At 42.5% G+C, this 26,182-nt stretch carries 25 protein-coding genes; 16 read left to right on the top strand and 9 right to left on the bottom strand.

The genetic code is table 11. The features are described 5' to 3' along the window. Positions 1-54 precede the first annotated feature (54 nt). The 3 genes from ACTJIW_RS17580 (at position 55) to ACTJIW_RS17570 (ending at position 3,698) form a co-directional block, all read left to right on the top strand. On the top strand, positions 55-675 hold the full coding sequence (locus ACTJIW_RS17580) for an alpha-ketoglutarate-dependent dioxygenase AlkB family protein (RefSeq protein WP_179005260.1): 621 nt from the start codon (positions 55-57) through the stop codon (positions 673-675). Between the two features lie 123 nt (positions 676-798). Then, positions 799-1,116, top strand: coding sequence for a DUF3606 domain-containing protein (locus tag ACTJIW_RS17575; RefSeq protein ID WP_440715760.1), 318 nt, complete (start codon positions 799-801; stop codon positions 1,114-1,116). Between the two features lie 293 nt (positions 1,117-1,409). After that, positions 1,410-3,698 (top strand): ATP-dependent helicase, encoded by a 2,289-nt coding sequence (locus ACTJIW_RS17570; RefSeq protein WP_440715761.1) that lies wholly within the window; start codon positions 1,410-1,412, stop codon positions 3,696-3,698. A 244-nt stretch (positions 3,699-3,942) separates the two neighbouring features. Here ACTJIW_RS17570 and xseB read toward each other — a convergent pair whose 3' ends face one another. Further along, entirely contained in the window at positions 3,943-4,152 is a 210-nt protein-coding gene (xseB, locus tag ACTJIW_RS17565) for an exodeoxyribonuclease VII small subunit (protein WP_379786629.1), read from the bottom strand. Continuing rightward, the gene (xseA, locus tag ACTJIW_RS17560) at positions 4,127-5,563 is read right to left on the bottom strand and encodes an exodeoxyribonuclease VII large subunit (RefSeq protein WP_184160520.1); all 1,437 of its coding nucleotides are present in this window, start codon (positions 5,561-5,563) and stop codon (positions 4,127-4,129) included. The genes xseB and xseA overlap by 26 nt, the downstream gene beginning before the upstream one ends. A gap of 320 nt (positions 5,564-5,883) precedes the next feature. Between xseA and ACTJIW_RS17555 the strand changes: the two genes are divergently transcribed. From ACTJIW_RS17555 to ACTJIW_RS17540, 4 genes are read left to right on the top strand one after another with little or no spacing between them, the layout of a single operon-like run. After that, positions 5,884-6,270: a single-stranded DNA-binding protein gene (locus ACTJIW_RS17555; protein WP_184160518.1), complete on the top strand. Its 387-nt coding sequence runs from the start codon at positions 5,884-5,886 to the stop codon at positions 6,268-6,270. 44 nt (positions 6,271-6,314) lie between these two features. Next, a complete protein-coding gene (locus ACTJIW_RS17550) occupies positions 6,315-6,674 on the top strand; it encodes a DUF7222 domain-containing protein (protein WP_184160516.1) in 360 nt (119 codons plus the stop codon). 26 nt (positions 6,675-6,700) lie between these two features. After that, a complete protein-coding gene (locus ACTJIW_RS17545; RefSeq protein ID WP_184160514.1) occupies positions 6,701-7,090 on the top strand; it encodes a Cas9 inhibitor AcrIIA9 family protein in 390 nt (129 codons plus the stop codon). Then, on the top strand, positions 7,087-8,400 hold the full coding sequence (locus ACTJIW_RS17540; RefSeq protein WP_184160512.1) for a PcfJ domain-containing protein: 1,314 nt from the start codon (positions 7,087-7,089) through the stop codon (positions 8,398-8,400). Before ACTJIW_RS17545 ends, ACTJIW_RS17540 begins: the two co-directional genes overlap by 4 nt. 96 nt (positions 8,401-8,496) lie before the next feature. On the opposite strand, the gene ACTJIW_RS17535 is transcribed toward ACTJIW_RS17540, so the two are convergent. Beyond that, the gene (locus tag ACTJIW_RS17535) at positions 8,497-8,742 is read right to left on the bottom strand and encodes a hypothetical protein (protein ID WP_149207808.1); all 246 of its coding nucleotides are present in this window, start codon (positions 8,740-8,742) and stop codon (positions 8,497-8,499) included. Positions 8,743-9,015: 273 nt separating this feature from the next. Here ACTJIW_RS17535 and ACTJIW_RS17530 point away from each other — a divergent pair, with 273 nt between their 5' ends. Continuing rightward, positions 9,016-9,444, top strand: coding sequence for a response regulator (locus tag ACTJIW_RS17530; RefSeq protein ID WP_184160510.1), 429 nt, complete (start codon positions 9,016-9,018; stop codon positions 9,442-9,444). A 104-nt stretch (positions 9,445-9,548) separates the two neighbouring features. On the opposite strand, the gene ACTJIW_RS17525 is transcribed toward ACTJIW_RS17530, so the two are convergent. After that, on the bottom strand, positions 9,549-9,932 hold the full coding sequence (locus tag ACTJIW_RS17525; RefSeq protein ID WP_184160508.1) for a response regulator: 384 nt from the start codon (positions 9,930-9,932) through the stop codon (positions 9,549-9,551). A 371-nt stretch (positions 9,933-10,303) separates the two neighbouring features. Here ACTJIW_RS17525 and ACTJIW_RS17520 point away from each other — a divergent pair, with 371 nt between their 5' ends. Together ACTJIW_RS17520 and ACTJIW_RS17515 are read left to right on the top strand one after the other, a co-directional pair. After that, positions 10,304-11,167, top strand: coding sequence for a hypothetical protein (locus ACTJIW_RS17520; RefSeq protein ID WP_440715762.1), 864 nt, complete (start codon positions 10,304-10,306; stop codon positions 11,165-11,167). Positions 11,168-11,405: 238 nt separating this feature from the next. Then, entirely contained in the window at positions 11,406-12,410 is a 1,005-nt protein-coding gene (locus ACTJIW_RS17515; protein WP_149207812.1) for an SDR family oxidoreductase, read from the top strand. Positions 12,411-12,733: 323 nt separating this feature from the next. On the opposite strand, the gene ACTJIW_RS17510 is transcribed toward ACTJIW_RS17515, so the two are convergent. Then, complete coding sequence (locus tag ACTJIW_RS17510) at positions 12,734-13,204, bottom strand: DUF1016 N-terminal domain-containing protein (protein ID WP_184160504.1); 471 nt, start codon at positions 13,202-13,204, stop codon at positions 12,734-12,736. 613 nt (positions 13,205-13,817) lie between these two features. On the opposite strand from ACTJIW_RS17510, the gene ACTJIW_RS17505 reads away from it, so the two are divergent. The 4 genes from ACTJIW_RS17505 to ACTJIW_RS17490 all read left to right on the top strand — a co-directional run bounded on the left by ACTJIW_RS17505 (position 13,818) and on the right by ACTJIW_RS17490 (position 19,534). Continuing rightward, positions 13,818-17,084 carry a PAS domain-containing sensor histidine kinase gene (locus ACTJIW_RS17505; RefSeq protein ID WP_440715763.1) on the top strand — a complete coding sequence of 1,089 codons (3,267 nt, stop codon included), beginning with the start codon at positions 13,818-13,820 and terminating at the stop codon, positions 17,082-17,084. 38 nt (positions 17,085-17,122) lie between these two features. Further along, on the top strand, positions 17,123-17,506 hold the full coding sequence (locus ACTJIW_RS17500) for a response regulator (RefSeq protein ID WP_149208524.1): 384 nt from the start codon (positions 17,123-17,125) through the stop codon (positions 17,504-17,506). 467 nt (positions 17,507-17,973) lie between these two features. Further along, entirely contained in the window at positions 17,974-18,330 is a 357-nt protein-coding gene (locus ACTJIW_RS17495) for a YciI family protein (RefSeq protein WP_149207815.1), read from the top strand. Then, on the top strand, positions 18,320-19,534 hold the full coding sequence (locus ACTJIW_RS17490; protein ID WP_440715764.1) for a DUF6596 domain-containing protein: 1,215 nt from the start codon (positions 18,320-18,322) through the stop codon (positions 19,532-19,534). The genes ACTJIW_RS17495 and ACTJIW_RS17490 overlap by 11 nt, the downstream gene beginning before the upstream one ends. Before the next feature lie 221 nt (positions 19,535-19,755). Here the strand turns inward: ACTJIW_RS17490 and ACTJIW_RS17485 are convergent, their stop codons facing one another. Then, the gene (locus ACTJIW_RS17485) at positions 19,756-20,310 is read right to left on the bottom strand and encodes a fasciclin domain-containing protein (protein ID WP_440715765.1); all 555 of its coding nucleotides are present in this window, start codon (positions 20,308-20,310) and stop codon (positions 19,756-19,758) included. A gap of 1,108 nt (positions 20,311-21,418) precedes the next feature. Here ACTJIW_RS17485 and ACTJIW_RS17480 point away from each other — a divergent pair. Then, entirely contained in the window at positions 21,419-21,949 is a 531-nt protein-coding gene (locus tag ACTJIW_RS17480; RefSeq protein ID WP_109193296.1) for an RNA polymerase sigma factor, read from the top strand. Beyond that, positions 21,950-22,738, top strand: a complete 789-nt coding sequence (locus ACTJIW_RS17475; protein ID WP_440715766.1) for an anti-sigma factor — start codon at positions 21,950-21,952, stop codon at positions 22,736-22,738. An 866-nt stretch (positions 22,739-23,604) separates the two neighbouring features. Here the strand turns inward: ACTJIW_RS17475 and hemA are convergent. The 3 genes from hemA to ACTJIW_RS17460 all read right to left on the bottom strand — a co-directional run. After that, positions 23,605-24,909, bottom strand: coding sequence for a glutamyl-tRNA reductase (hemA, locus tag ACTJIW_RS17470; protein WP_440718463.1), 1,305 nt, complete (start codon positions 24,907-24,909; stop codon positions 23,605-23,607). A gap of 220 nt (positions 24,910-25,129) precedes the next feature. Then, positions 25,130-25,720, bottom strand: a complete 591-nt coding sequence (locus ACTJIW_RS17465; protein WP_095955078.1) for a hypothetical protein — start codon at positions 25,718-25,720, stop codon at positions 25,130-25,132. Between the two features lie 20 nt (positions 25,721-25,740). After that, positions 25,741-26,182 (bottom strand): hypothetical protein (locus ACTJIW_RS17460; protein ID WP_440718462.1); only part of this gene is annotated, 442 nt, incomplete at its 5' end.

Below are 26,182 nucleotides of genomic sequence, written 5' to 3'. Positions count from 1 at the left end.
CTTCGGCTTTAGGCTTTAAGCCTGCACTGAGTATGAACTAAAAAAATAAAGAAAATGATGCTTTTTGATGACACCGAAATTTTTTCATCAGGTAACGGCGGCAGGAGAATATTTGACGTCCCTGATGCGGATCTGCTGCTGATTGATAATTTCTTCAGCAAAACCGAATCCGATCATTACTACAATGTTTTATACCACGGCACACCGTGGAGGGAATATGAAATGCCCATGTATGACAAAGTGGTTACAGCTCCCCGCATGATCTCGTGGTACGGGGACAGCAGCAGGCCTGAACGTAAATCAAATCCGGATTGGCCTTTGGAACTGCTCCAGATCAGGGAGCGCGTGGAAAAGGAAACCCGCATAAACTTTAACGGCGTACTGCTCAATTTGTACAGAGATGGCACCGATGGTGTGGGATGGCACAGCGACAAGACCTCATCGAGCAATAAGAATATGAACATCGCTTCTGTGACTTTCGGAGAAACGCGTCTGTTCCGACTGCGTCATAAAGTGCTCAAAAATATGGCGCCAATCGAAATTCCACTGCACCACGGAACCTTTCTTCTCATGGCAGGCAGCACCAATACCTACTGGGAGCATCAGGTGCCTAAGACGGCCCGTCCCGTACTGCCCAGAATCAACCTTACCTTTCGTCAGGTCAGGGAAATATAAAATAACGACTCCTTTCTAACCGACTGAAAACCATAGCAATCCTATAATAATAGGGGATTAAAATATAACAGCTTTATTTTTCTGTCATGTTAACTTTGGAATTCACTATTAAATTTAAAAATCATGGAAAATCTACATAATAACGGACAAGAGCAGAACGCTCATATTGATATTTCACAGCAGGCTGAAATCCAGCAGTGGGCTGAAAAGTTAAATGTCCCTGAGGAGATACTAAAAGATGCCGTAAGGGCAGCAGGCACTACTGTGGAAGAAGTAGCCAAGCACTTGAATGATAATTCTCCTTCCAGAGAAAGCGCTTCTGAAACGGTCCGTTTGAAAGACGGTCCCTGGCATGATGAAAAGGAGAATGGTGAACATCACAATCAGGAAGGAAAAAGCATTGAAGAGGCAACAGACCCTTCAAAACTATCACAGCTTTAAGTTGTAAAAAACGTATCGGCATCCCTATTAATCATTGCTTTATAAAAAGTAAAAACAAGAAGATGGAAAAGATCCTGAAGGGCATTTTTTTGATTAAGCAGTCAAATGATGCTCTTCAGGATTTTATTTTAAGATAACCGCTGTCTCATTAACCGATAGCTAATCATCCTGAATATAACAATTGCTTCTTACCTTTCTTTTGAGTTAATTGCATAAATTTGTGCTGCAGACTCTTTGATCTGCCCCTCTGCTTTAAAAAAATAAATAGAGATCAAAAACATTCCGTTTTAAAAATGAACGATCCAATACTAGAGAACCTTAATCCCAGCCAGCTCCAAGCCGTGAAAACCACAGAAGGCTATGTGCGCGTTATTGCAGGAGCCGGCTCAGGAAAAACAAAGGCCCTTACCTCCCGCTTTGCCTACATTGTGGACAGGCTGGGCATCAATTCCTCCAATATCCTCTGCGTGACCTTTACCAATAAAGCGGCGCAGGAAATGAAAAGGCGCGTCAAGGCGCTTATTGGCGATCTTTTTGATGTCAGCTTCATCACAACCTATCACGGTTTCTGCGTGCGTTTTCTGCGTGAGGAAATCAACAAAATCCATTACCCTAAAAATTTTATCATACTGGATGCCGAAGACCAGAAAACCATTTTAAGGGAGGTGTTCAACGAACTGGATATCAATTCCAAAAACCTCACTTTCAAACAGGTGCTCCGCTTTATCTCCAAACAGAAAAGCACCTCTGATTATCTGGGATATATGCTCGAGAATAAAAGCTTTGAGCCCGATGAGAAGGAATCGCTCTCCAGCCGCGTGTATCAGAAATACCTCGACAAGCAGAAACGCAACTATGCGCTGGATTTCGATGACCTGATCCATTTTACGGCTTTCATACTTGACAGTAATCCTGATGTGCTTTTAAAATGGCAGGAAATGCTGCATTACATACAGGTCGATGAGGCGCAGGACAGCTCCGACAGCCAGTTCCATCTGGTGGAAATGCTCTCGCGTGTGCACCAGAACCTGTTTCTGGTAGGGGATCCCGACCAGACGATCTATGAGTGGCGCGGTGCGAAACCCGAATACCTGGTGGAATTCGACAGGATGTTTCCTGACACGAAAACCATTATCATGAACCAGAACTACCGCTCTACGCCAAACATCCTCAAAGTAGGCAACCATATTATCAAAAACAACAAGGTAAGGGTGGACAAGGATATGGTCACGGATAATCCCGAAGGAGTTGAAGTGGTGCATTTCCATGGAAAAAATGACTTTGAGGAAACCTTCTGGGTGGCTTCCGAAATCAAGGAAATCCTGAAGACCCAAAATGCCGCTTATTCTGATATCACTATCCTATACCGCTCTAATCATCTTTCGCGAAATATTGAACAGGCGCTTATTAAAGAAAACATTCCCTATGCCATATTTGGCGGCGTGCGTTTCTTTGAACGGAAAGAAATCAAAGATGTGCTTTCCTTTTTAAGGCTTATCGTACAAGGAGATAATTTCTCTTTCCTGCGCCTGCACAACCATCCATCCCGCGGGCTGGGGAAAAAGTTCCTCGAAAGGCTCAGCCTTCTGGCAGGCGAACAGAACCTGTCCCTGCTTCAGGCGCTGCAAAATAATATTGAGGACAAAGAGCTCAATAAAAAAGGGGCTGTAGATTTTCTGGCTCTGGTTGAAGAGCTGAAAACAGATGCCCAGACAAATTCCATCTCCGATCTGGTTAAGATCATACTCGATAAAAGCGGACTGTCCGAACTCTACCGAAAAGACGGCGATGAGGACAGGCTGGAAAATATAAAAGAGCTGGTAAGCTCCATGCTGCTGCTGGAAAAAGAAAACAACGGCCCTGTAAATATTGCCGAATACCTGCAGGAAATTGCACTCTATACCGATCTGGACAAAGACACGGAAAATCAGGATAAGGTGCGCCTGATGACCATCCACATCTCCAAAGGGCTTGAATTTCCCTATGTGTTCCTATGCGGTTTTACCGAAGGGGTGCTGCCAAGCGCCCTTTCCATAAAAGAAAGAAGAAAACGGGCTATCGAGGAGGAAAGAAGACTGATGTACGTTGCCGTTACCAGAGCCGAGAAAAGGTTTTATATGACCGATTCGGAAGGCTTTAATTTCACCACAGGGCTGAGCAAGTACCCGTCAAGATTCCTCTTTGAAATCAAGGAAGAATTTTATGTGCGTAAAGGAAAACTGTCAGCAGAAATCCTCCAGGCGGCACAGTCATCGGCATCGGCCTCAAAAAACAGTGAAGATACCGAGTTCATTGAAGGGGATCTTGTAATGCATCCTGTCTGGAACAAAGGGAAAGTGCTTGCTGTGGACAGGGAGAAAAACCAGTACACGGTGCATTTTTTTGAAATGGGAAAAGAGAAACCCATTGACTTTTCGTTTCGTTTCCTAACTGCCGCATCAGATGCTGAACCTGAGGGTTCTTCCCCTGCCGAACTTCTGGATATCCAGGAAAACTTAAAAAATGCACCGGATCCCTTTGCAGACCAGGAGCAGCAGAACGGCTTTGCTGACAGTGAGGATAGCCGTATTTTTAATGATTAAAATACAGACAGTAAAAAGGAAGAATGGTAAAAACCGGCTCATCAGAGCGGTATTGCCGTATCGGTACTTAAATCATTTTTTATACAAAAGCCCATTGTTTCAAACAGCAATGGGCTTTGTCTTGTATCGGCGTATAATAGGCAGTACCTGAAACTTTTTCATAAAAGGCATGCATGCGGTGTTATCTGAATGTACCTTAAACTATAACGCTGCAAAGCTGTATTTTAGTGTGCATCATCCTGTTTTACTCCTTGCTGTTCTCCATGCCGCTGATAATTTTAGCCACTTCAGTTTCGGTCGATTTTAGTTTTGCCTGGCAGAACTCTATCAGTTCAGATGCCCTTTTTACTTTGGCAGCCAGTTCATCCACAGAGATGGTTTCGTCTTCCATCTCTTTGGCGATCAGGGCCAGCTCTTTGGCTGCAGCCTCATAAGTCAGTGTGTTTTCCATCATATTCTATTTTTTCGTTGACCGTACTTTTCAGTACGGCATCTTTTGTTACTATTTCAATCTCTTCGCCTTCCTTTATGCTCCCTGCTCCGTTTACAATTTTATTGTTTTTTCGGATCACGGCATATCCTCTGCTGAGCACATTCTGCGGGGAGAGCAGCTTTATAGTTTTATGGTGGTCCTCCAATTGGAGTCTGCGGCTTCGCAGGTACTGGCTGGTAAAGATCTTCAGGTTCGCTTTTAAATGCTGAAGATTGCTGTTTTCCTGCTGGATGATGCTCTGCGGCCTTTGCAGTGCTTTTTGCGCAGCCAGCAGAAGATGCTGCTTTTTTTCTGCCAGCAGGTTTCGGCTAGCCTGCGAAATATGCTGCTTTTGCAGCATAAGCCCTTCTTTCTTCGCGGCAATCAGTTCCCTTGCATTATGGCTGACCAGATTTTTGATCTCGCTGAGTTCCTTGTAATGCCCGAGGAAAAGCTGCTGGGATTTGATGGCTATGGTCCTTTGCAGCGAGAGTATGTGCTGCTCGAAACTGCGGTTGTGCGCTATGATGAACTCCGCCGCCTTGGTTGGGGTTTTGGTATGGGTATGGGCCATCAGATCGGTAATGCTGACATTTTTCTGGTGTCCGATGCCGGTTATCACAGGGATCGGGAATTTTGCGACAGCCCTTCCGATATTGTAGTTGTCGAAAATCAGAAAATCAGACTGCGATCCGCCTCCCCTTGTAATGACAACGGCATCATAAGGAATTCCGGTATTATAGACTTCTATGAGTTTATTTAGGAACAGCTTGGCGTTATTGTCCCCCTGCACAACGGTATGATAGTCATCAATCTGAAAAACATAGCCAAAATCATTATGCTGCATCGTATGGCGGAAATCCTCATTCCCGGCAGAACTGCTTGAGGAAATCACCGCAACTCTCTGGATTACTGCCGCAAATTTAAGACGGCTGTTCAGCGTGGAGTATCCCTCGCCTTCTTTGTGTATAAAATCATTTTCCCTTACAAGCCTTGTAAGGGTAGCGTTGCGCTGCTGTTCCAGGATGCCGAGCATGAAATTGCTGTCGATATCCAGAAGGTTTACCGAGAGACCGTACAGCGGATGGAAATCCACGCTCACCTGAACAAGAACATGAAGGTTGTTGGTAAAACGCTGTCCGGTGATGATTTCAAAATCAAGGATCTTCAGCGCTCCTGCTCCCCAGCTCTTGCCCATTATTTTAGCAGTGATCACACTGCCTTTCTCTGATTTCTCCACCAGTTCAAAATAATGGATCTTTTTATCTGCCTTGAAGGAATGGTTGGTGATATCAGCCACTACCCAGTACGTCTGTCCCTTAAAGCGGGAATGGATCGTATCCTGGATCTGGCCGGTGAGCTGTGAGAGTCTGATATACTGGTCTGGTCCCATATTGTTTTTAGGGGTCTGCTGCTGTTTGTTTTTTCTTCTTCACCGCTAAGATAGCTATTCTCAGGCGGATCTCAAAAACAGAAAAAAGAGAGGTTAATTTTCAATTCAAAACGGGTTAAAAGGGCAGCCAAAGTAGTGCCCGCCCTCACCTGCATGCGCATAACGGCCCCTGGCCGCCCTTCGGGACTTATAGCACTCCGGTTCGGTATCCGGACACTTTTCTTCTGCTTTCTTTTTTCCCGTTTTTTCTTTTGAAAAATTTCATTTGGGAAGCAGGGGAAAAGAAAACTTAAAAGAGTATTCACTAAAACTTTATTGTCATGGAAATCACAGGACGAATTGTAAAAGATGCCTCCGTTTTCAAAGTAAAAGAAAACCGTGAGGTCGTAAACTTCTCCATAGCGGTCAACGACAGCTATAAACCCAAAGGAAGCACAGAGGTCAAAAAGATTGTAACCTATATCGACTGTTCTTACTGGCTCAGGTCGGGACTGGTGCAGTGGCTTAAAAAAGGTACTCTCGTCCAGCTCTTCGGACGCATCGGACTGAATGTCTATATCGGAAATGACGCCCGTGCGCACGGCGCTTTGACCTTTCACACCTCGGATATTAAAATCCTTGTATTCCCACAGACGCAGAGCACAAAAGCAGTACCCGCGGCTGAAAAGGACAATAAAAACGAAGAGCCTGACGACCTGCCCTTCTAATTGTTATCTCCATTAAATTTTTATACACGCCTAAATGAAATAGTATGAAAGCCTTAGAAAGATCAAATTACAGTGGGTACCGTGTAAGCGATGCCTTTAATGAAATTATCCTAAAAAGCATTACTTCCTACAGCGGAAAACGCAGGGAAAAGCTCAAATCCTTTTTCCTTGATTTGCAGCAGGGAGGATGCGTGAGCGGCATGATTTCAGAATTTATCTACCACACGGACTGCAAAGCGTTTTACATCGAACATATCGATGACCTTGAAAATATACGTACTGAATTGGAAGAAGCTGTCGGCGAGCCGATCGAAAACCGATTTGGGGCACCGCATTACACCTTTGTCTGCTGGCTCTGCTTCGAGGAATATTGTTATGAGCTCTATTCTAGGCTCTTTGAATAGAAATTTTCAACCTTAAATCTATTCTTATGAAAGCTTCTGAAAATTTTAAAAATGCCATAGAGAAATACCTCAGCACTTTGGCGCAGGGCGATGCCGCCTTTGAGACAAACTATGCCAAAGCTTCCAAAAACTTGGAAAGCTGCATCCATTATATCTTCGGCGAGGTCAAAAAAACAGGCTTGTGCGCCTTTGACAATCAGGAAATCTTCGACATGGCAGTAAAGTACTACACCGATGATTCTATCGGCAAGCCTGCATCGATTGCGTGCAGAGCCGTGGTGCAGACCCCTGCACCGTCCGACCTTTTTACGCAGCCCGAAATCCCTGCTGCGCCAGTCAAAAGCGAACCTGTTCCAACCGTAAAAAAAGACGTAAAACCTGCGGTGCAGACCACTCTGAAACTCTTTGACCTATGACACCCAAAACCATCATCGAAAAGCAGCTGACGGCGCTGAGCGCCTCTCTTGCGCCTATCAGAGAAGAGGTATTTACTTGGGCAGAGCAGACTATTTTTCTCAAATGGGGTGTGTTGTCCCGCAGCAGGTTCTACTGCCTGGACTGCGCCCACGTTTGGAAACCCTCCTGTCCAACCACCTGCGCCAAGTTCACTTCCTGCCCTGCCTGCGCAGGCAGACTCAAAATGATGCCTTATAATCAGGTGCATTTCAAAGAAAGCGAATATTTTGCCGTAGTGCAGCAATGTGCAGGGTATCAGGTGGTGCGCATGGTCATATCTCATAAACACATGAAAAAGAATTTCCTGCCCTGCTATTTCCATAAGGAAGTCATGCAGCATTGGATAAACCCCAAAGGGGAAGTGCGCACCCTTGCGCTCAGCACCAATGTGTTTTCCAGTAGCCTTGATGCTTGGAAATTCTATTCCCCGCTTGAAATAAAGCCAAAGGACTTCGTCCGCAACGCCCGATTCTATATCAATCCTTTCAAGGTCTATCCGCAGATGAAAGTGCTTCCGATTTTAAAACGCAACGGATTCAAGACTTCGGTATATGACATTGCACCGCACTTATTGTTTTCATCGCTTCTAAGCGACCCCATCGCCGAGACCCTGCTAAAGGCAAAACAGCTGAACCTGTTGCAGTATTACCTGTGCGCATCACGGCAGAACATCCGCCGCAACTGGCAGGCGGTCAAAACCGTCATCCGAAACCATTACAAAATTTCAGATGTCCCCGTTTGGGAGGATTATCTCGAACTGCTGCGGTATTTCAAAAAAGACCTTTCGTGTGCGCTCTATGTATGCCCCGATAACCTCAGTGAAGCGCACGACCATTTAGTAAAAAAGAAAAGGGACTTGCTTCGCAAGAAAAAACTCCGCGACCTGCGCCTTGAAATCGAAAAGGCGCAGAAAAGATATGCAAGCGACAAAAAGCGCTTTTTCGGGCTGTCGTTCCGCGATGGGCAGCTCAGCATTTCCGTTATTGAAGAAGTAAAAGATTTTATGGCCGAGGGCGACGACTTGGGGCATTGCGTGTTCACCAATGAGTATTATGTTAGAAAAGATTCGCTGATACTCTCGGCAAAGGTCTGCGAGAATTCCGTAGAAACCATCGAAATTTCACTCAGCCGTATGGAAATCCTGCAGTGCAGGGGAATGAAAAACAAGCCCTCCAGACATCACAGACAGATCCTGCAGCTGCTGAGCCAAAACTTGTATCAGATAAAGGAGCGCATGAAAAAAAGAAAACCCAAAATTATAAGCCGATAAGCATATCGGCTTTTTTTATGCAGTGAAATCAAAGCCCGAAAGCCCGCCGTCCTCCCGGACGGCGGGCTCTGGATTCCAATGCCTGCCAAAGCCGCATTACTTTAAGGTAATCGCATCGGCAAGGTTTTCCTGATCGATAAAGGCCGTTATATACTGCCGGGCTTCACCGCGCTTCTCCAGATCCGTTTCAAAGGTATTGAGATGATACTCCTCGTCCTGGTCCAGGATATGGATGATCTCGGTATAGCCTTTCGAAATCAGGCTCCCTTTGAGCTTGATCACGGTGAGCTGCTGGTGCGGGTCCAAATCTTTTCTCACCTTTAATTGTATTGCTTTTTCCATTGTGAAAGATCTGTATGTTAGGGTAGTTGTAATTCTCCTATCAAATATAGCAATTAAGACCGCAGCCGCAGCACCGGGTACTGTTAAAAAAAAGACAAGCAGCATTTTACCGTACATGTTAATTTAGTAAGAAAAATAAAATTTACTGTAAGAAAAAAATAAGGAAATGATTTAATTTTAGGAAGGCAGAATCTTAAAAACGTTTAGCCCTCACAATGGAAAATCAAAACTGGACAAAGCTAAATTACTTAATTTAAAGCGCATCTTTAAGACATGAGAAGTAACGGAGAAATAATAATAATAATCGAAGATGACGAGGATGACAGGCTCTTCCTTAAGGATATTTTTGAAAGCCTGGACTATCCCAACAAAATAAAATTCATTGAAGACCCAATGGATGCCTTTTCTTACCTTTCCAATTCGAAGGTGAGGCCTTTCCTTATTTTGTCAGATATCAATATGCCCAAGATTAATGGCTTTGAACTCCGCGAACAGATACTTGCCCTGACGGAAATCCGCGAGAAATGTACTCCTTACATCTTTCTTTCCACCTCGAAAAACCCAGAAAATGTGCTCAGGGCGTACCGCTGCCAAGTACAGGGATACTTTAGGAAAGAAGAAGACTTCTCAGTCTATCAAGCCATGATAAAAAACATTGTGGAATACTGGCGCCTAAGCCTTACTCCGGGATCAGCATTGTAAAAAGCACCTCTGCTTTATTTATATTGTACCAATCCGCCCGCTGAACTTCAGGTAAAATCTGTTGAGGCTTTCTATTTTTTTTCTTGCTCGAAACATCAAAATGGCTATGGCTGCAAAAGCGAATCCAGCTGGGAAAGAAGCTCGCCAAAACTGTTGGGCTTGCTGATATAGGCAAGGATGTTATGCTGCCCGATTTTGCTCTTCATGAAATCCGCTGAGGGGGTCGAGATCATCACTACAGGAATATCCTTCAGCCTTGCGTCATTTTTTAAAGAGACCAGCAGCTCCAGCCCATTGATTCTGGGCATATTATAATCTAGAAAAATCAGTTCGGGCAGCTTATCAGACCCCCTGAGTTCTTCCAAGGCAGTCTGCGGACTGCTCTCCCATCGCAGCAGTATGTTTTTATTGAGCTGGTCTACCGCTTCCATAAACAGCTCGGCATCTTCACGGTCATCATCGATAAGCAGAATATTTCTATATAACATGGCACATACATTTTTAAGCTCCTCGGCTGCAGTTAAATACGGTTTTTAGCCCGATGCGGTTTGGCGCGGCAGGCAAAAAAAGATAAATCACCTATAAAGCCGCCTTAAAGGTACGGCGATTTTCTGCGGCAAATGGATGCTGGCCTCCAGATGTGGAAATTTTACAACTCTATTTTGGAATTATATAAGAACAATGCTGCCGTGAAGATTATTTTTGCGTTTTTATAGGATTTTTCATCCTTGCCTATCTGTATTATTTTGGTTTTAAATTAGAACTGCAGACTATGAGAACCCTATTGCTCCTTTTTTGTGCACTGGCTGTCTGGGGGTGTTATCCGCAGCAGCACCATGATCCTAAAGTGCTTCTTGCCATGGAAACCTATGCTTTTTTGAAAGGACAGAGTGCCGCCCTGAAAAAGGCCGCCAGCCAATTCCCTGCCTTTGCAAAAGAAGCGGCCGACCTTCAGCAAAAGGCTCAGGCGGTATTTGGAAGGGCAGAGAAAAATGCGGAACTCTTTCTGCGGCAGCAGCTCGCTGATCCGCAGTTCAGCAGCTTTCAAAAACACATTGACTCCCTGATAAACCAGCAGCTGCAGCACCCTATTGAAAAGAAAGAATATACGGCCAAATTTCTTCAGGCCGTCAAAGACAAAATAGGGTTCAGCCCGGCTGCCGCTCTTCCCAAAGGCCTGCTCGCCTTTGCCTACCATGACGCGCCCCATCAGGAAATAATCGACGGCCATACGGTAAAATTCTCCACAAAGGGCCATCCCAAAGCAGACCAAAGCGTGGTTGTGCTGCCGATACCCAAAAGCTGGGAGGCGCAGGAAGCCCAAATGCCCGCAGCCGTGCAGCAGTTTACCAGCTGTGAGGGAAAAGGAAATGAAAAGATACTGATCGTAATTCATGATCTGCCCCAAGAATACCAAAACCTTGCACTTAATGAAAAATCCATGCAGGAAATGATACCCCCGCAAAGCAGGCTGATCCGCACAGAGCCGGTTACCATCGATGATATGCCGGGCATAATGGCGGAAATAGAGGAAATTTTGGACGAGCCCCAAAAAAACATGAAAGTGCGCATGCTCCAGTTTATGGCGGCAAGTGGGGGCAAGTTATACTGCCTGCAGGGCAGCATCGGCCCTGCTGCTGCGCACCAGAATCTGGATCACCAGCTGAGAAAATACGAACCTCTGTTTCGAATGGTGGCCCAAGCTGCCCGGATAGAGAATTAAAAAGCGGGACAAAAAACGCAAAACGCTGTAAAAGAGGACCATCTAAATTTTGAGCTTCCCAAGAAGCGGCTGATCGCAATGCACAGCTGAAAACAGCAGATTACCATTCGATACTCTATATCTTGCAAAAAATTGCTGTAATCTTATAATAATGAAGGCTGGTTCGTTTTTTAAATTTGATTCCATTTTTTTTAGGAAAAAAGAAGATGATTTTTAAAAATGCAAAAAGTAAATGATTATGGAAAGCAAAAACAATATACCGCAGAATGCTGAGCAGACCGGTGTGGCACCTGCACTTGGAGAAAGCGCGCTGCACAGCGAAAACACCTTAAATCCAGCCGCACAGCAAAACAGCCATGCTGCTGAAATGCAAGACCCTGTCACCAAATATGCAGTACCGCCCTTCAATGAGCAGTCGCAGCCATGGCCGGGTCTTGTCAGTAAAATGGATCCGAGACCGGATCATGGTGAAGAAAGCTACAAAGGCACAGGACGATTAAAAGGCCGTAAGGCCCTCATTACAGGAGGCGATTCCGGTTTGGGAAGAGCCGCCGCAATTGCTTATGCAAGAGAAGGAGCTGATGTTGCCATAAACTATTACCCTACCGAAGAGGAAGATGCAAAGGAAGTGATCCAGCTCATTGAAGCCGCAGGAAGAAAGGCTGCTGCCATTCCCGGGGATCTCCGCGATGAGACGTTCTGCAGATCTCTTGTCGATCAGGCAGCCCAAGCCCTTGGCGGATTAGATATAGTAGTCAACAACGCGGCAAGACAGCAGGCTCACCAATCCATTTTAGATATTTCCTCAGAAGAATTTGACTGGACCATGAAAACCAATATTTATGCTCCTTTCTGGATTATCAAAGCGGCGCTGCCTTACCTGAAACCGGGATCATCCATCATCGGAACAAGTTCTGTGCAGGCCTATGCTCCCACCGAAGATTTATACGATTATGCCCAGACAAAAGCCGCCACTACAAATTACATCAAATCACTGGCCAGACAGCTGGCACCAAAAGGAATCAGAGTGAACGGTGTAGCCCCAGGACCAGTGTGGACTGCATTGCAGGTAAGCGGAGGTGCCAGTATGGAAAAACTCAAAGAATTTGGATCCCAAACTCCTTTGGGGAGACCAGGACAGCCGGCCGAACTGGCTTCCATTTATGTACAGCTCGCCGCTGAAGATGCCAGCTATGCAACTGGGCAGATTTATGGCTCAAGCGGCGGTGAAGGCAATCCATAATCAATCAGAGAGAGGATTTATAAAGTACAAAACCTCTGCAATAGCAGTCTGCAGAGGTTTTTATTGGCTGCAATAAAAATTTACATCAAAATACTCTATTTTTTATAAAAGCAATCAGAGACTGATAATGAGATACTGCAATTCTATATGCCGGCGATTTGATTTTGATGATAAAAAGTAAAACTAAATTAAATCTTCTCCATTTTTTTACCTAACCAAGTATTCCTGTAACAAGTCTTTTCTAAAAAAACATTTCCTATATTTAAAAAAACATCCCAGGAGGTTCTTTAAAAGAGTACTGTCCATCAAATGGAGATGTTCTGTTAATATTTTCCTGTTTCAGTACGTTTAAAAGTTTTCGCGGCTATCTGCTCTCCTAAATCATTGACGCTCATCAGCAGGTCCTTAATCTGATTGGCATAGAAGAGTTTAGCCTCTGTATTGTTGATAGGCAGAATAGCTAAAAAGTGGGACCATCTTAATTGCCGGGACAGTCTCGCGACAATTTCTTTGTCTGCAAACTCATCAGCAAACCGCATCATTGTCCGAAGATTTTTTTCTTCAAAATTGCTGCCGAATTTATCCGTTAGTTCCAACGACAAGGCAGTCACGATCTGTCGTGCGTTTTCTGATAGTTTTTTATCAAGTATTGTTTCATTAATTTTAAATCCAATTTCCCAAAAAAGCAGCACTGAAGAACTGTTAGCCTGCTGTTTGGTCTGCTCGGCAAGGCGGGATAACTCGCTGATTAAATCCGCTTCAATAAACGCTGTATTATTTATATTTTCCGCCATAGTATCCCATCATGCTTAACCAAATTACAGGGCTTCTAATTTAGTTGAAATCATCACAATTTTTATTAAAAGTTTCAGCTAAAGGCCTAAATAAAAATTGAATATTTCAAAGATAAAAAATCTAACAGCATCCGCCCTGCGTTTTTTTTAGAAATAAATAAGCAGTAAGACATCAGACACTCTTTAAAAGCGATGCGGATCAATGTTTTTAAAACAGCCCGGATTCCAAATTAACACATCCAAAAAAAATGGTTTAAAAAAATAGTCGGCTCCGGCTTCCCACAAACAAAACCTTAAAATGCCATTGCAGTATGCAGATGTAGTGTTTGGCATTATTTAACTAAAGTTTTATGCCGCAAATGCAGTTGAAAAACTAAAGACTTAAAAGTGACAATTTTAAAATTTTCCATAAAAATTGTATAAAAGCTGCCACAGCGGAAAAATTAATTTTACGCAAGACAAAAACTATTTTTTTACGCTGGCTGTTAGGCAGAAACAGCATACCGGATGAAGAAGTCCGTTCCATCGGAACCGCAACAAAAAATAAAATTGCTTACTTTTACAAACCAAAACTGTTATCCTGTATGCAGCAGCCCTTCCTAAAACTAGAAAATTGAATCAAGACCCAAATACTTCAGACTTTTACTTTCTTCAAAATGGAGGTGAAGCCGCCGAGCTAATTGAAAATATTGACTGGGAAAGCCATACTTTGGGCACTCCGGACACCTGGCCGGAGAACCTCAAAAACACCATTGCCACAATCGTGTCCTCAAAATTTCCGATGTTTCTCTGGTGGGGTGATCAGCTGATACAGTTCTACAATGATGCCTATCGTCCCAGTTTCGGAAATGAGGGCAGACATCCCAAAGCCATGGGACAGAAAGCCGTGGACTGCTGGCCTGAAATATGGGATTTTATCCATCCGCTGATTCAAAAAGTGCTGTCAACGGGAGAAAGCATATGGTACGACGACCTGCTGCTGCCAATATTCCGAAACGGCAAAATGGAAGACGTATACTGGACTTTCAGCTATAGCCCGATAAGGGACGACCGCCGCCAGATCAAGGGTGTATTGGTAATCTGCAATGAAACCACTGAAAAAGTAAACAGCAGACTTCATCTGCAGCAAAGCAGCGACGAGCTGGAATTTGCCATCAACGCAGCCGAATTTGGGACTTATGACCTGGATCCAAGGACACGGCGCTTTTCTTCAAATGCAAGGCTCAAGGACTGGTTCGGGCTCAAGGCCGATCAGCAGGTGAAACTCGAACATGCCCTGGGGGCAGTCGCAGAGAAGGACCGTCAGCGTGTCACTGAATCAATTAATTATGCACTCCGATACGAGTCAGGCGGGCGATACGATATTGAGTATACCATCATCCACCCCATTACCAAAATACCGCGGATTGTGCATGCCCTTGGAAAGGCATGGTTTGACAATACTAAAACCGCATACCGCTTTAACGGCATCCTGCAGGATATCACCCAGCACCGCAAAGCGGCCCAAGAGCTTCAAAAATCAAGACAGCTCACCGATCTTACCATACAGAGCATGGCTCTGGGACTTTTCAGCGTGGATTATGCCGCTGATACCCTGGAGTATTCCGCTGAATTCAGCAGGATACTCACCGGGAATTTTAAACCCGGCCTGGGCAGGAAGGATTTCCTCAAATACGTGCATCCCGATGACCTGCATCTGAGGACCGGCGCCATCAAAAGCGGCATGGAAAATGGCACCTTTAACTATGCCCCAAGGGTTATTTGGGACGACGGAAGCATACACCACATTGCCATATCAGCGGCACGCATCATCAATTCCGAAGCAAAAGCACCGATGTTCTCCGGAACGGTCGCCGACATCACCGAAAAAGAAAACAGCCGTCTGGCCCTTGAGCAGGCACAGTCACGACTTGAGATGACCAAGCGGGAGGCAGACCGCCATTTTTCAAATGTAACCGACAGCTCCCCTACCGGGTTATGGCTTTCCAATCCGCAGGGAATGTTTACCTATTTCAACAAAACCCTTATTGATTTCACAGGGGTTCCCTACCAGGAACTGCTGGAGGGAAAATGGACCTGGGTCATTGCCGAGCAGGACTATAAAAAAACCAAAGAAGCATACCTTAAGGCCCTGGAGCAGAAAAGCCATTTCGATGTGCTTTTCCGGGCAAAGAAAAACGATGGACAGCTGATCTGGTGCCGCGCCGCCGGCGACCCTTTTTATGATGCCGAAGGACAGTACGGGGGCTACGCCGGGTTCTGCATGGACATCGATGAAATTATTTCCGTGCGCCAGGCCGTTATTGAAAGCCAGAACCAGCTCACCTCGATGATCCAGCAGTCCCCCGTGGGGATCTGCCTCTTTACAGGACTGGATATGAAGATCGAAATTGCCAATGATATCATGATTGGATACTGGGGCAAGGACAGCTCCGTGATAGGGCTTCCCATGGAAGAAGCTGTTCCCGAATTAAGGGGGCAGCCTTTTATGGATATCCTGCAGCAGGTCTACCGTACAGGCGAAACCTATTACGGCCATTCCGTACCGGCGGACCTGAAGCTCAACGGAAAAATCAGCACCTACTATTTTGAGTTTACCTATACCCCGATCCGCGACTCCAAAGGCACGATTTACGGGGTTATGGACATTGCCATTGACGTTACCGATCAGGTCATCGCCACCAAAAAACTCGAAGAGACAAGGATGGCGCTCGCAGGGGCTATTGAACTGGCCGAACTCTCCACATGGACGCTCGATGCCGAAACTAAAACCATTACCTGTTCGGACCGTTTTAAGGACTGGCTCGGTTTAAGCGCCGGCACCGCAGACCGGGAAGAGTTCCTGCAGCGTATCAGCGAACCCTACAGGCATAAAATTGCTGCGGCCTTGGAAGAGGCCCTCAGTGGTTCGGCCGAACAATTTTATGATTATGAATTTCAGATTGTAAACAAAATAACAGGACAGCAGCGCATTATCCATGCCAACGCCCAGGTGCAGTACGGCAAGGATGGTGTGGTAAAATCACTCAGCGGTACGGCACAGGACGTGACCAAAGAAAAGGAACTCCAGCAGGAGCTTACCTTCAAGGTAAAGGAACAGACCGCCGAGCTGCAGACTAAAAATGCCGAACTGGAGGCCAACAACCGCGAGCTTTCGCAGTTTGCCTATATCGCATCCCACGACCTGCAGGAACCCATAAGAAAGATCAGCGTTTTTACCGATCTGCTGCAGAACAATCTGGGAAAGAACCCCGAGAAGGTAAATACTTATATCGACAAGATCAGCTCTTCTTCCAGAAGGATGGAGAACCTCATTAAGGATGTGCTGCAGTTTTCAAAGCTCACCCACATTTCACATCAATTTGTACCGGTAAACCTCAATACAGTGCTCAGCGAAATATTGGCAGATTTTGACCTGGTCATCGAACAGAAAAATGCCCAGGTAAGCATCGGGCAGCTTCCCCTCGTGCAGGCCATACCGCTTCAGATGTCACAGCTTTTCGGCAATCTGCTCTCCAATGCCCTGAAATATACCAAGCCCGGCACCAGGCCCGAAATCAGCATTAACGCACAGCCTGTTCCAGAAGCTCAACTCAGGCTGCATGCACTGGATCTGGAACTTCCCTATATCAAAATAGAAGTGCGAGATAACGGCATTGGATTCTCACAACAGTACGCCGAACAGATTTTCAATATCTTCCAGCGCCTGCATGGAAACGACCAGTATTCAGGCACCGGAATCGGCCTTGCCATGTGCCGCAAGATCATGCAGAACCATAATGGTGAAATTACTGTCGCATCGCAGGAAGGCTCAGGCACTGTTTTTACTATTATTATGCCTGAACTGCGCGAAAAAAATGGGGGGATGATAAAAAATTAGGAGGGAAAATAGTATATTTACACTCCATTATTATACATATGACGACCATTTTTTTAATTGATGATGATCCAGACGACCGCGAAATCTTTGCTGAACTGCTGGCCGAAGACCATCCCTCAATTGTACTGCAGCAAGCCATAAATGGCGCAGATGCCTTTGAAAAACTTAAATCAGAAAACTTTACAAAGCCGGATTTGATTTTTCTGGACCTTAATATGCCCATAATGGACGGCCGTACCTTCTTGCAGCACATTAAAATGGATCCCGACCTGAAGGATATACCGGTTATCATATATACGACATCCTCAAGTGATCTTGACAGGAATTTTGCCATGGAAAACAAGGCCGCCTTTTTCCTGACCAAACAATATTCGCTGCAGCAGCAGCGAAAGGATATTATGGCAGCCATAAAGAATTTCTAAACTGCAGATTTCCATTGCATTGCTTACAACTATTAAAAAGGGATTGTTTTTTATAAAACATGCCCTTTTTTAAATTTTGAACTCTTCACATGGGGTTTAATTCATTAAATGCAGACTCTTCTCTGCTGCAAGCCGAACAGCGGAAAGCTTCTCTAAACTTTGCGGCAAAAAGTTAAAGCTGTTTTTTCAGCGGCACAAAAGCAAGAATTCATCCCATCCTATTGAGATTACCGATTCAAAGAAATTTAAAAGCAGATTCATAACTAAAGCATAAAAACTGAGGAGATTTAAAAAAATCTCCTTAGTTTTATTAGTTTTTTTGAATTCAGATACAGCCCAGTAACAGCTGGAATTGTACATCCATCACACACAAGGGGCCAAATGGCTTTTTATTTAAAAAAAAACAAATAAATGTCCAAAACCGGAACACCCAGATGTCTTTAATGAAATTTTAAAAATAATTTATTATGAAAAAGTTCCTATTATTACTTCATGAAGACATTGAAAAACTAAACGAGCTCTCATCAAAAGAAATGCAGCAGCTGGCTGATGCACATATGAGGTGGGCAGAGAGATTAGCCGCAGCAGGACATTTGATTTCAGGCGACGGACTGCAGGAAAAAAGTGTTTTGATCAGCGGGAAAGACTGCATCATCAAAGACGGGCCTCATCTGGAATCCAAAGAAATTATTGGGGGATATTACTTACTGCAGGCAGAGGATTTAAAAACGGCTGTAGAACTGGCCAAGGAATGTCCCACGCATCTTTACGGAGGCACTACCGAAATCCGCCAGATAATGGAAATGGAAGATTATGGGCAATGAATTGTTTTTCGGGGAAGAAAGGAATTACCGGGCCTTGTACGGAAAGCTGTTTGCAGCGTTATTAAATAAGTTTGGTGCAGATTATATTTCTGAAATTGAGGATGCCATTCATAATTCCTTATTAAAATCCTTAAAAATACGCAGCCAGAATACCATCCTGAACAATATGGAAAACTGGCTTTTCATCGTTGCCCGAAATGACCTGCTGAACCAGATCAAAAAGAATAAAGAAAAAAACAGTTTTTCTGCGCAACATATGGAAGGTTATGCGGCGGAAAGCTGCCAGACTGACCTGCGGCTTCAGACAGTTCTCTTTATATCTGCTGTAGAAAATATTTCCAGCCAAGCCAAAATACTCTTTGCTCTTAAGGATATTTTTGGACTAAGGATATCTGAAATAAGCCGCTGCACCTTGATGGGTAAAGAAGCCGTTTACAAAAGCATTGCCAGGACAAAGAAAAACATAAGATCCCAATTTAAGGGCAAAACTGTCGAACTGGATTCAATAGCAGCCGTCAGGGAAGAAATCGCCAGGGCAGAAGAAATATTTTACGCTGTCTTTAATATAGGCTACGACTGTTTTGATGAAAAGGCCCAAGGGGTTTTCAATGAAGATTTATGCCTGGACGCAATGGCTCTGACTAAACTTTTATACGGCCGCTATAAGTATGGCTCCACAGGCAGTCTGCTGGCTCTTTTCTGCTTTCATGCCGCAAGAAGTGCAGCCCGGGTTGTCAATGGCAGACTCATTTCTTTTTTCAGCCAGGAACGCGAAAAATGGAATACGGAACTGATCGCTTTAGGCTTTCATTACCTTAAAAAGCCCAAAACCTTAAACCGTTTTTATCTTGAAGCGGTTATCATCAGCAGGTACATGTCCATTGCGCAGCTAACACAAAATGACTGGCTTGATATTGTGAAATTACATGAAATCATGCAGCAGGTCTGCCAGTCTCCTATTGCAGGACTGAACTATTGTTTTTGTCTGGCAAAAATTGGAAAAACGCAGCAGGCGCTGCAAATTCTTTCTCAGATTGAAAAAGAGCTGCCGGCCGAACATATTTATTTTTCTCTGGTAAAAGCTAAAATCCTAAAAGAAAGCAGACCTGAAGAGTCCGATTATCTATTCGCTTCGGTGTTAAGTAAAATGAACCAGAAAATAAGGAAAGAATACCTGCTGGAAAACGAGTCAGTCGGATTATAAAATATAAATATTTCAATTGATACGTCTTTTCTGATTCTTCCTTTTCAGATAAGAGACATGATCTCCAGACGCAGGCTTTAGAACTGCATAAAATTAAAAAAGCGGCATCATTTAAAGGCTGCCGGCCTTCACTTCTTTCCGCCGGGAAATCCAAACACAAAAAAGCATACAAAAAGCCCCTTTTTTAAAGGGGCTTATCGCATTAAAATTTCTTTACAGTATTACATCTTTGGAAGCAGCACAGCATCAACCACATGGATTACTCCGTTTGACTGGTTTACGTCCGCTATGCTAACTTTAGACTTATTGCCGTTCTCGTCGCTGATATATAAATCCTTACCCTCCATCCAGGCTGTCAGCGTACCGCCGCTTACTGTTTTCAGCACTGCTTTTCCTTTTCCTGCTTTTATCGCTTTTGCAATATCGGAACTGTTCATCTTTCCTGCAACCACATGGTAGGTCAGAATAGTCTGCAGCATTTTTATGTTTTCCGGTTTCAGTAAATTGTCTACTGTTCCTGCAGGAAGTTTGCCGAAGGCTTCATTTGTCGGCGCAAATACGGTAAAAGGGCCTTTTCCCTGAAGCGTCTCTACCAGTCCCGCCGCTTTTACCGCCGCCACAAGTGTGGTGTGGTCCTTAGAGTTGACTGCATTTTCTATTATGTTTTTATTTGGATACATTGCTGCCCCTCCCACCATTACGGTTTTCTGAGCGTTCATCGTAAATCCGAATCCCAATGCTAAGACTGCCAAGGCTAAAAAATTTCTAGTTTTCATAATTACATTTTTTTTAAAGTTATAAAGTCATCTACGCTTTAAACTGCTTTCTGGTTTTCATGAAAAAAAAATAATATTGAAAAAAATGAAATAAAAAAGCACCAATGCTTTAAATCCTGCTTCTTAGGCTTATAAAAAAAATAATTTTTCTTCTATTTTTCCAGGCGATATTGAAAAAGGCTCAAAAATTAAAAAACCCATCTTCTAAAATTTAGCTGGAATGTTCAAGGCCGGCAATATCACCAATATCTTTAGGCCTTACCTATCTATAAAAGCAGCATCATATGGATGAAGCTGTTTTTATCCAATAAATCTGGGAACTTCTTTCCGCAGGCACCTTGAGTCCTTTATGAAAATGCATCAGTTTATTGCTGAACTGCTGGTGGTTTTATCGGCACATATGTAAAGGCCTTTCAAAATTGGCATTACATTAACATTATATCCTAGAGAACCGCGCTGGCGGTTTATATTTGCATTTCCACACCATTCCATTCAGGACAATGCTCAAAAAACAACTTTTAAAAACAAAACAGCTTTTACTGCTGGGCCAGCAGAAGCTGTCCCGAAAACAGTTTATATTTCTCTCAAGCGTACTCATTGGAATTACCGAAGATGAGCGGAAAAAATGCATAAATATTTTTAAGGTTATCAGTTTTGTCATATTTACAAATTTAAAACTTAAAAACTGTTATTCCAACTCTAAAAACAACGGAAGCAACTCAAAAAATCAGCAATTCAAAGGATGTCCTCAAAATATAAGAAGGAGATCAGTTCAATGCCGTTGTGCATCTCTAAAAGCAATAATCCTATTTGCATGAAAAAAAATCAATCTCTAATGGAATGTAACTCTCTACTGAAAGGAGCCGCAAAAAAATGGATGCGGCTAAACAAGACAAAAGTTCTGCATCCGGCATTAAGAAAGAGGCAAAATTATCGATTTCTGCAAGATTAAAACAGCAGCACAGCATACACCCTTAAAATTGGGATTTTTTAAAGTGATGCCCTTTATTTCTGCTTTTGGATTATTTGCGTAAAAAATAAATTACCTTTATCCGGCATTACCACTTTATACGAAATTAAAATTTATTTAAGCTTTAAATCCAATCCTATGAGCCAAGAAGAATTATTGGTATTAATCCGCAAAAAAGATGAAAGAGCTTTCACCCATCTCTACGATATGTACTCAAAAAGCTTGTTTTCGGTCATAAATGTTCTGGTAAAAAACCGGGAAGAAGCCGAAGATGTCCTGCAGGAAGTCTTTGTAAAAATCTGGAAAAACATCGATAGCTACAGTGAAAGCAAGGGCCGGTTCTACACCTGGATCCTTAATATTGCAAGGAATACATCGATTGACAAGCTGCGATCCAAAAATTTCAACAACACCCAAAAAAACCTTTCTTCGGATAATTTCGTAAATCTGTTAGATGACAGCAATAAATTAGCTAATAAACTAGATGCAATTGGTATTCAGGAGTTCGTTAAAAAACTGAAACCAAAATGCATTGAGATTATTGATCTGCTGTTCTTTAAAGGATATACCCAGCAGGAAGCTTCAGAAGAGCTAGCTATACCTCTGGGAACTGTAAAGACACAAAATAGAAACTGTATCAACGATTTAAGAAATTATTTAAAGATATAAATGGAAGCGAAGCAATATATTGAATCAGGCATATTAGAACTGTACGTTTACGGCCTGCTGACAGAAAAAGAAAACCTGGAAATTGCCGAATTGGCCAGAGAAAACCCCGAGGTTGAAAGTGAAATCATTGCTATAGAAAAAGCTGTTTCAGCCTTATCATCAAGCTTCTCGCCTTTCCATTCGGTTGCCAATTTCGACAAAATAAAAGCGCGTTTAGAGCTTAAACATACTAAAGTTGTCAATATAAAACCAGCATCAAACCTGCCTCAATACTTGGGCTGGGCAGCTACAGTATTATTATTGCTAGGTTTTGGATATCAGACTTTAGAACTGGCAAAATCCAAACAGGCAGTCTCTGATACCGGAGACGAAAAAAATAAAATTGAAAGAGAATATGCTTTTTTAGATCAGCAGAATAAACAGACTGAGAAAAACCTAAGCATTGTGAGAGACATTAAAAACACAAGCGTTACTCTGGGCGGACAATATGTATCTCCGGCATCATTTGCAAAAGTGTACTGGAACAAAGAAACAAAATCGACTTATATCGACGCGGCAGGTCTGCCAAACCCTCCAAAAGGAATGGTTTACCAGGTTTGGTCTTTAAAACTAAGTCCGGTGCTTACCCCGACAAGTATTGGTCTGCTGGATAATTTTGAAGAAAACTCTCAAAAAATCTTCGCTGTAAGCCAAACCGATTCAGCTGAAGCTTTTGGCATCACGCTGGAACCTGCAGGGGGAAGCCTTACACCTACAATGGAGCAGCTTTATACTTTAGGAAAAGTCTAATTCCATAAAAAGTCCAAACTAAAAAGCGCATATTGATCCTATTCAATATGCGCTTTTTGGGATTCAATACTATAACTATACTCTGGCGGAACTTTATCCAAACCCCTTAGTCGTAGTAAAAAAATCTAAAATCATCGTCAAATTTTGATTTGAATATTCTCTAATGATAATAGTTAAATTTGTGCCGCCAAAGTAGAATTTTAAAGAATGCTTTTAATAATTATATACTTTCCACTGATCCTTTATATGATTAAAAAGTTTATGCTTAAGTTTTTTTTAGTGTTTAACCCTTAAAGATGCTTATAAACTGTTTTTGACTAACAATTTCAAATAATCATCTTCTCAATCGACTTGAAAAATAAGATAAATTGTAGCTTAGCGTAAGTTAAAAGTTAATAGGATTCGAACACCAAAAATGGAATAGCCTACATCATCCTTTTTTTAAATTTCTATTAATTGAAATAATGACAACCCATTAAAAATGGTTGACTATTTATCATTTATTGAATTTTCCGCTCTCATTCTCTGATTATCAATTGTTTCTCAGCTGAGGCAGTAAATTAGTTTACTCCTCAAGCGTTTGGCACGCCGCTTCTTTTATAACATGGATCAATGATGTGAGGCAATTTATAGTAAAAAAGCTAATTATAAAATTAATTAATAATCATCTAATTATCAATAAATTAATTAGTCTAACTTTACCAAATGAGGAATTGATTACCCCATGCAGAATTAAGTAAACATTTTTTGGAAGATTATGTTTATGGACTATCCCGTCGCAGCGTGCAACGCAGCTGACGGGTTCTATTTTTGCATCACTTGTTTCAGAACTCTGGTAAGCTTTAAAACTGCAGTTCATTAAGCATTTATGACAGATTGATTTTGTATTTTTCTTCTATTGGTGAAGAAGCCTTATCCGGTGCAAGATGCCCTATCTGAAATACTTTTTCAATGAATTCAATGCTTTGATCCACTGAAGTGTTTTCATTTTTTAAATGGCTGGCAAAATGGTTTGTTAATTTTTGAATAATCCTTGAACTGATTAAATCCATCTGTGCATCATCAAAATGGGTTGTTTTCTTTTTTTGAAAAGCAAATTCTGCTGATACAATATCATTTAGCTTGGATTTTAAGGCATGAATAGTCGGAGCACATTTTCGGCCGTTCACCCAGATATTCAGTTCTAATTTTAGATCATCAATAATGGCTTCTGCAGCAGGAATATGCTGTTTTCTCTTTTCCAGCGTGTCATCAGTAATTTGAGATAAATCATCCAGATGTATCAAAGTTACACCGGGGATTTCTTCTACAGTGATATCTACATTTCGCGGGACGGATAAATCCAAGATCAATAAGGGTTTCTGTAATGCAAGCAATGTCTTGTCAATAGTCGGATTTTGTGCTCCTGTAGCTACAACCAGCACATCAGCCTGCTGCAGTTCCTGTTTTAAATCAGCATAATCTTTTACAATAACATTCAGCTTGCCAGCCAGTAATTCGGCTTTGTTTTTTGTTCTGTTTATAAGGGCAATATGGCTGTTTTTAGTATGTTTTACTAAGTTTTCGCACGTATTTCTTCCTATTTTCCCTGTTCCGAATAACAAAATATTTTTGCTTCCAATATCTGCCACATTTCGGATTATATACTGCACTGATGCAAAAGAAACTGACGTTGCCCCGGAAGAAATTTTCGTCTCAGTTTTAACTTTTTTGCTGGCTTGAATAACTGTATTTACCAACCGGTCCAGAAATGTATTGACCAAGCCTTCCTGTTTACTATTGTTAAAAGCGGTTTTAATCTGGCTGATGATTTCAAAATCACCCAAAATCTGACTGTCCAAACCTGTTCCTACCCGGAACATATGGCTGACAGCTTCTTCATTCTTATATATATAAGCAGCCTGCTGAAATTCTTCTACAGAGCCATTGCTGTTCTCGCAGAGCAGTTTGATGAATTCATAAGGATGATGGGCAAAACCATAAATTTCAGTTCTATTGCAGGTAGAAGTAACGAGGAGTGATTCTATGCCTTCTGCTTTGGCCTGCAGCAATAAATCAGATTGTGCTTTAGCATCTAGACTAAATTTTCCTCTAATAACCGCATCTGCTTTCTTGTAGCTTAACCCCAATGCATAAAAAGTGGAGGATCTGGACATATTAAAATTTTCCATATTTATGGTTTCCTTAAAAGGTTCAAAAATTATTGCCTGCAGAATTATATAACAGCGCCGGAAGTGCTTTTTACATCACTATGGAATAATGGATTAAACTGCGGTTTTATATAATTTCCAGGTATCATAAAGCTGACAGGTTTTGAAAAATATTTATATACTTCAAATAGTATTGAAATATAAAACGCTGCCTTTTTCAGGCAGCGTTTTGAGAAGAAATTTATTTTTGAACTATAGGAGTTCTCAATGATTCCAAAACAGCAACAATATCAGTATAAAGTTCTGTATTTGAAGCAACGCCATTAGCATTGGCCGCAGCTCCAACATATCCTTCAAATTTTGTATAATCTGCACTGCTTGATTTTGTTCCCATACGAGGATTTTTTGCAGGATCATGCGCAGCCGACATACTCAAACCAGAATATGTATTTACAGCATTTGTTCCTCCCGTATTAAACGAAAAGAAATCAGTAAGGTTATCTGATAATTTAGCAATATTGGTAGACTGGGTAGTTCCAGTTTCTGCTAATAAAGGGGCAAAATGTGCCTGCAGATTACCTGACGCGTTGGATTGGATATCAGCAACAATCAATCCGATAGTTGAATTTACCACTTTGCGGAAACTCAGACGTCCCTGCTCAATCATCTGGCCGGAATTATCAGGATCAGAAACCATTTTAGTTCCGCCTAATCTCTCGTAGATAGAAGCCTTAACCGGTGCTGGGGTTTCATCGTCATTACTGCTGCAGGAAATCATAGCTGCCGATGCAGCAATTAGTACACTAAGTGTAAGTTTTGAATAAACTTTCATAAATTTAAAGTATTAAAGGGTTAATTAAAAAAACGATTTATCTTTTGAGACAGTCTATAGCTCAAACTATTTTGATTCATTGGGCAGACTTCTTTGTCTGCTAAATTTGCCGGTAAAATATAACGATGCGCATCGTAACGTCCTTTAGCCATCAGCTCGTTGAAAACTTTCTCAGAGTTTGTAATTTTATTATTGTGGAAGTACACCACAACATTTCTTTTAACGATGATAGAATCTGATGTGAGGCCTTTTATGCTTCTCAGGTCGGCACAGATTTTTCTGGCCTGCAGAGAATCGATGTCTGATTTAAAATCGATTCTGCTTACCTGAAGATTTGGGGTGTCATAAACTGGGGGTTTGGCCGTTATAATGTGAAAAAGCAAAATCGCGGCAAACAGTACAAATATTCCGCTGAGAATTAAAAGTCCTTTTTTGATTATTTTATTAGTTTTCATAATTTTT

Origin of the sequence: Flavobacterium sp. 22659, assembly GCF_052044235.1 — a bacterium.
Classification (GTDB): domain Bacteria; phylum Bacteroidota; class Bacteroidia; order Flavobacteriales; family Flavobacteriaceae; genus Flavobacterium; species Flavobacterium johnsoniae.
This window is presented reverse-complemented; position numbering and strand designations above follow the sequence as displayed.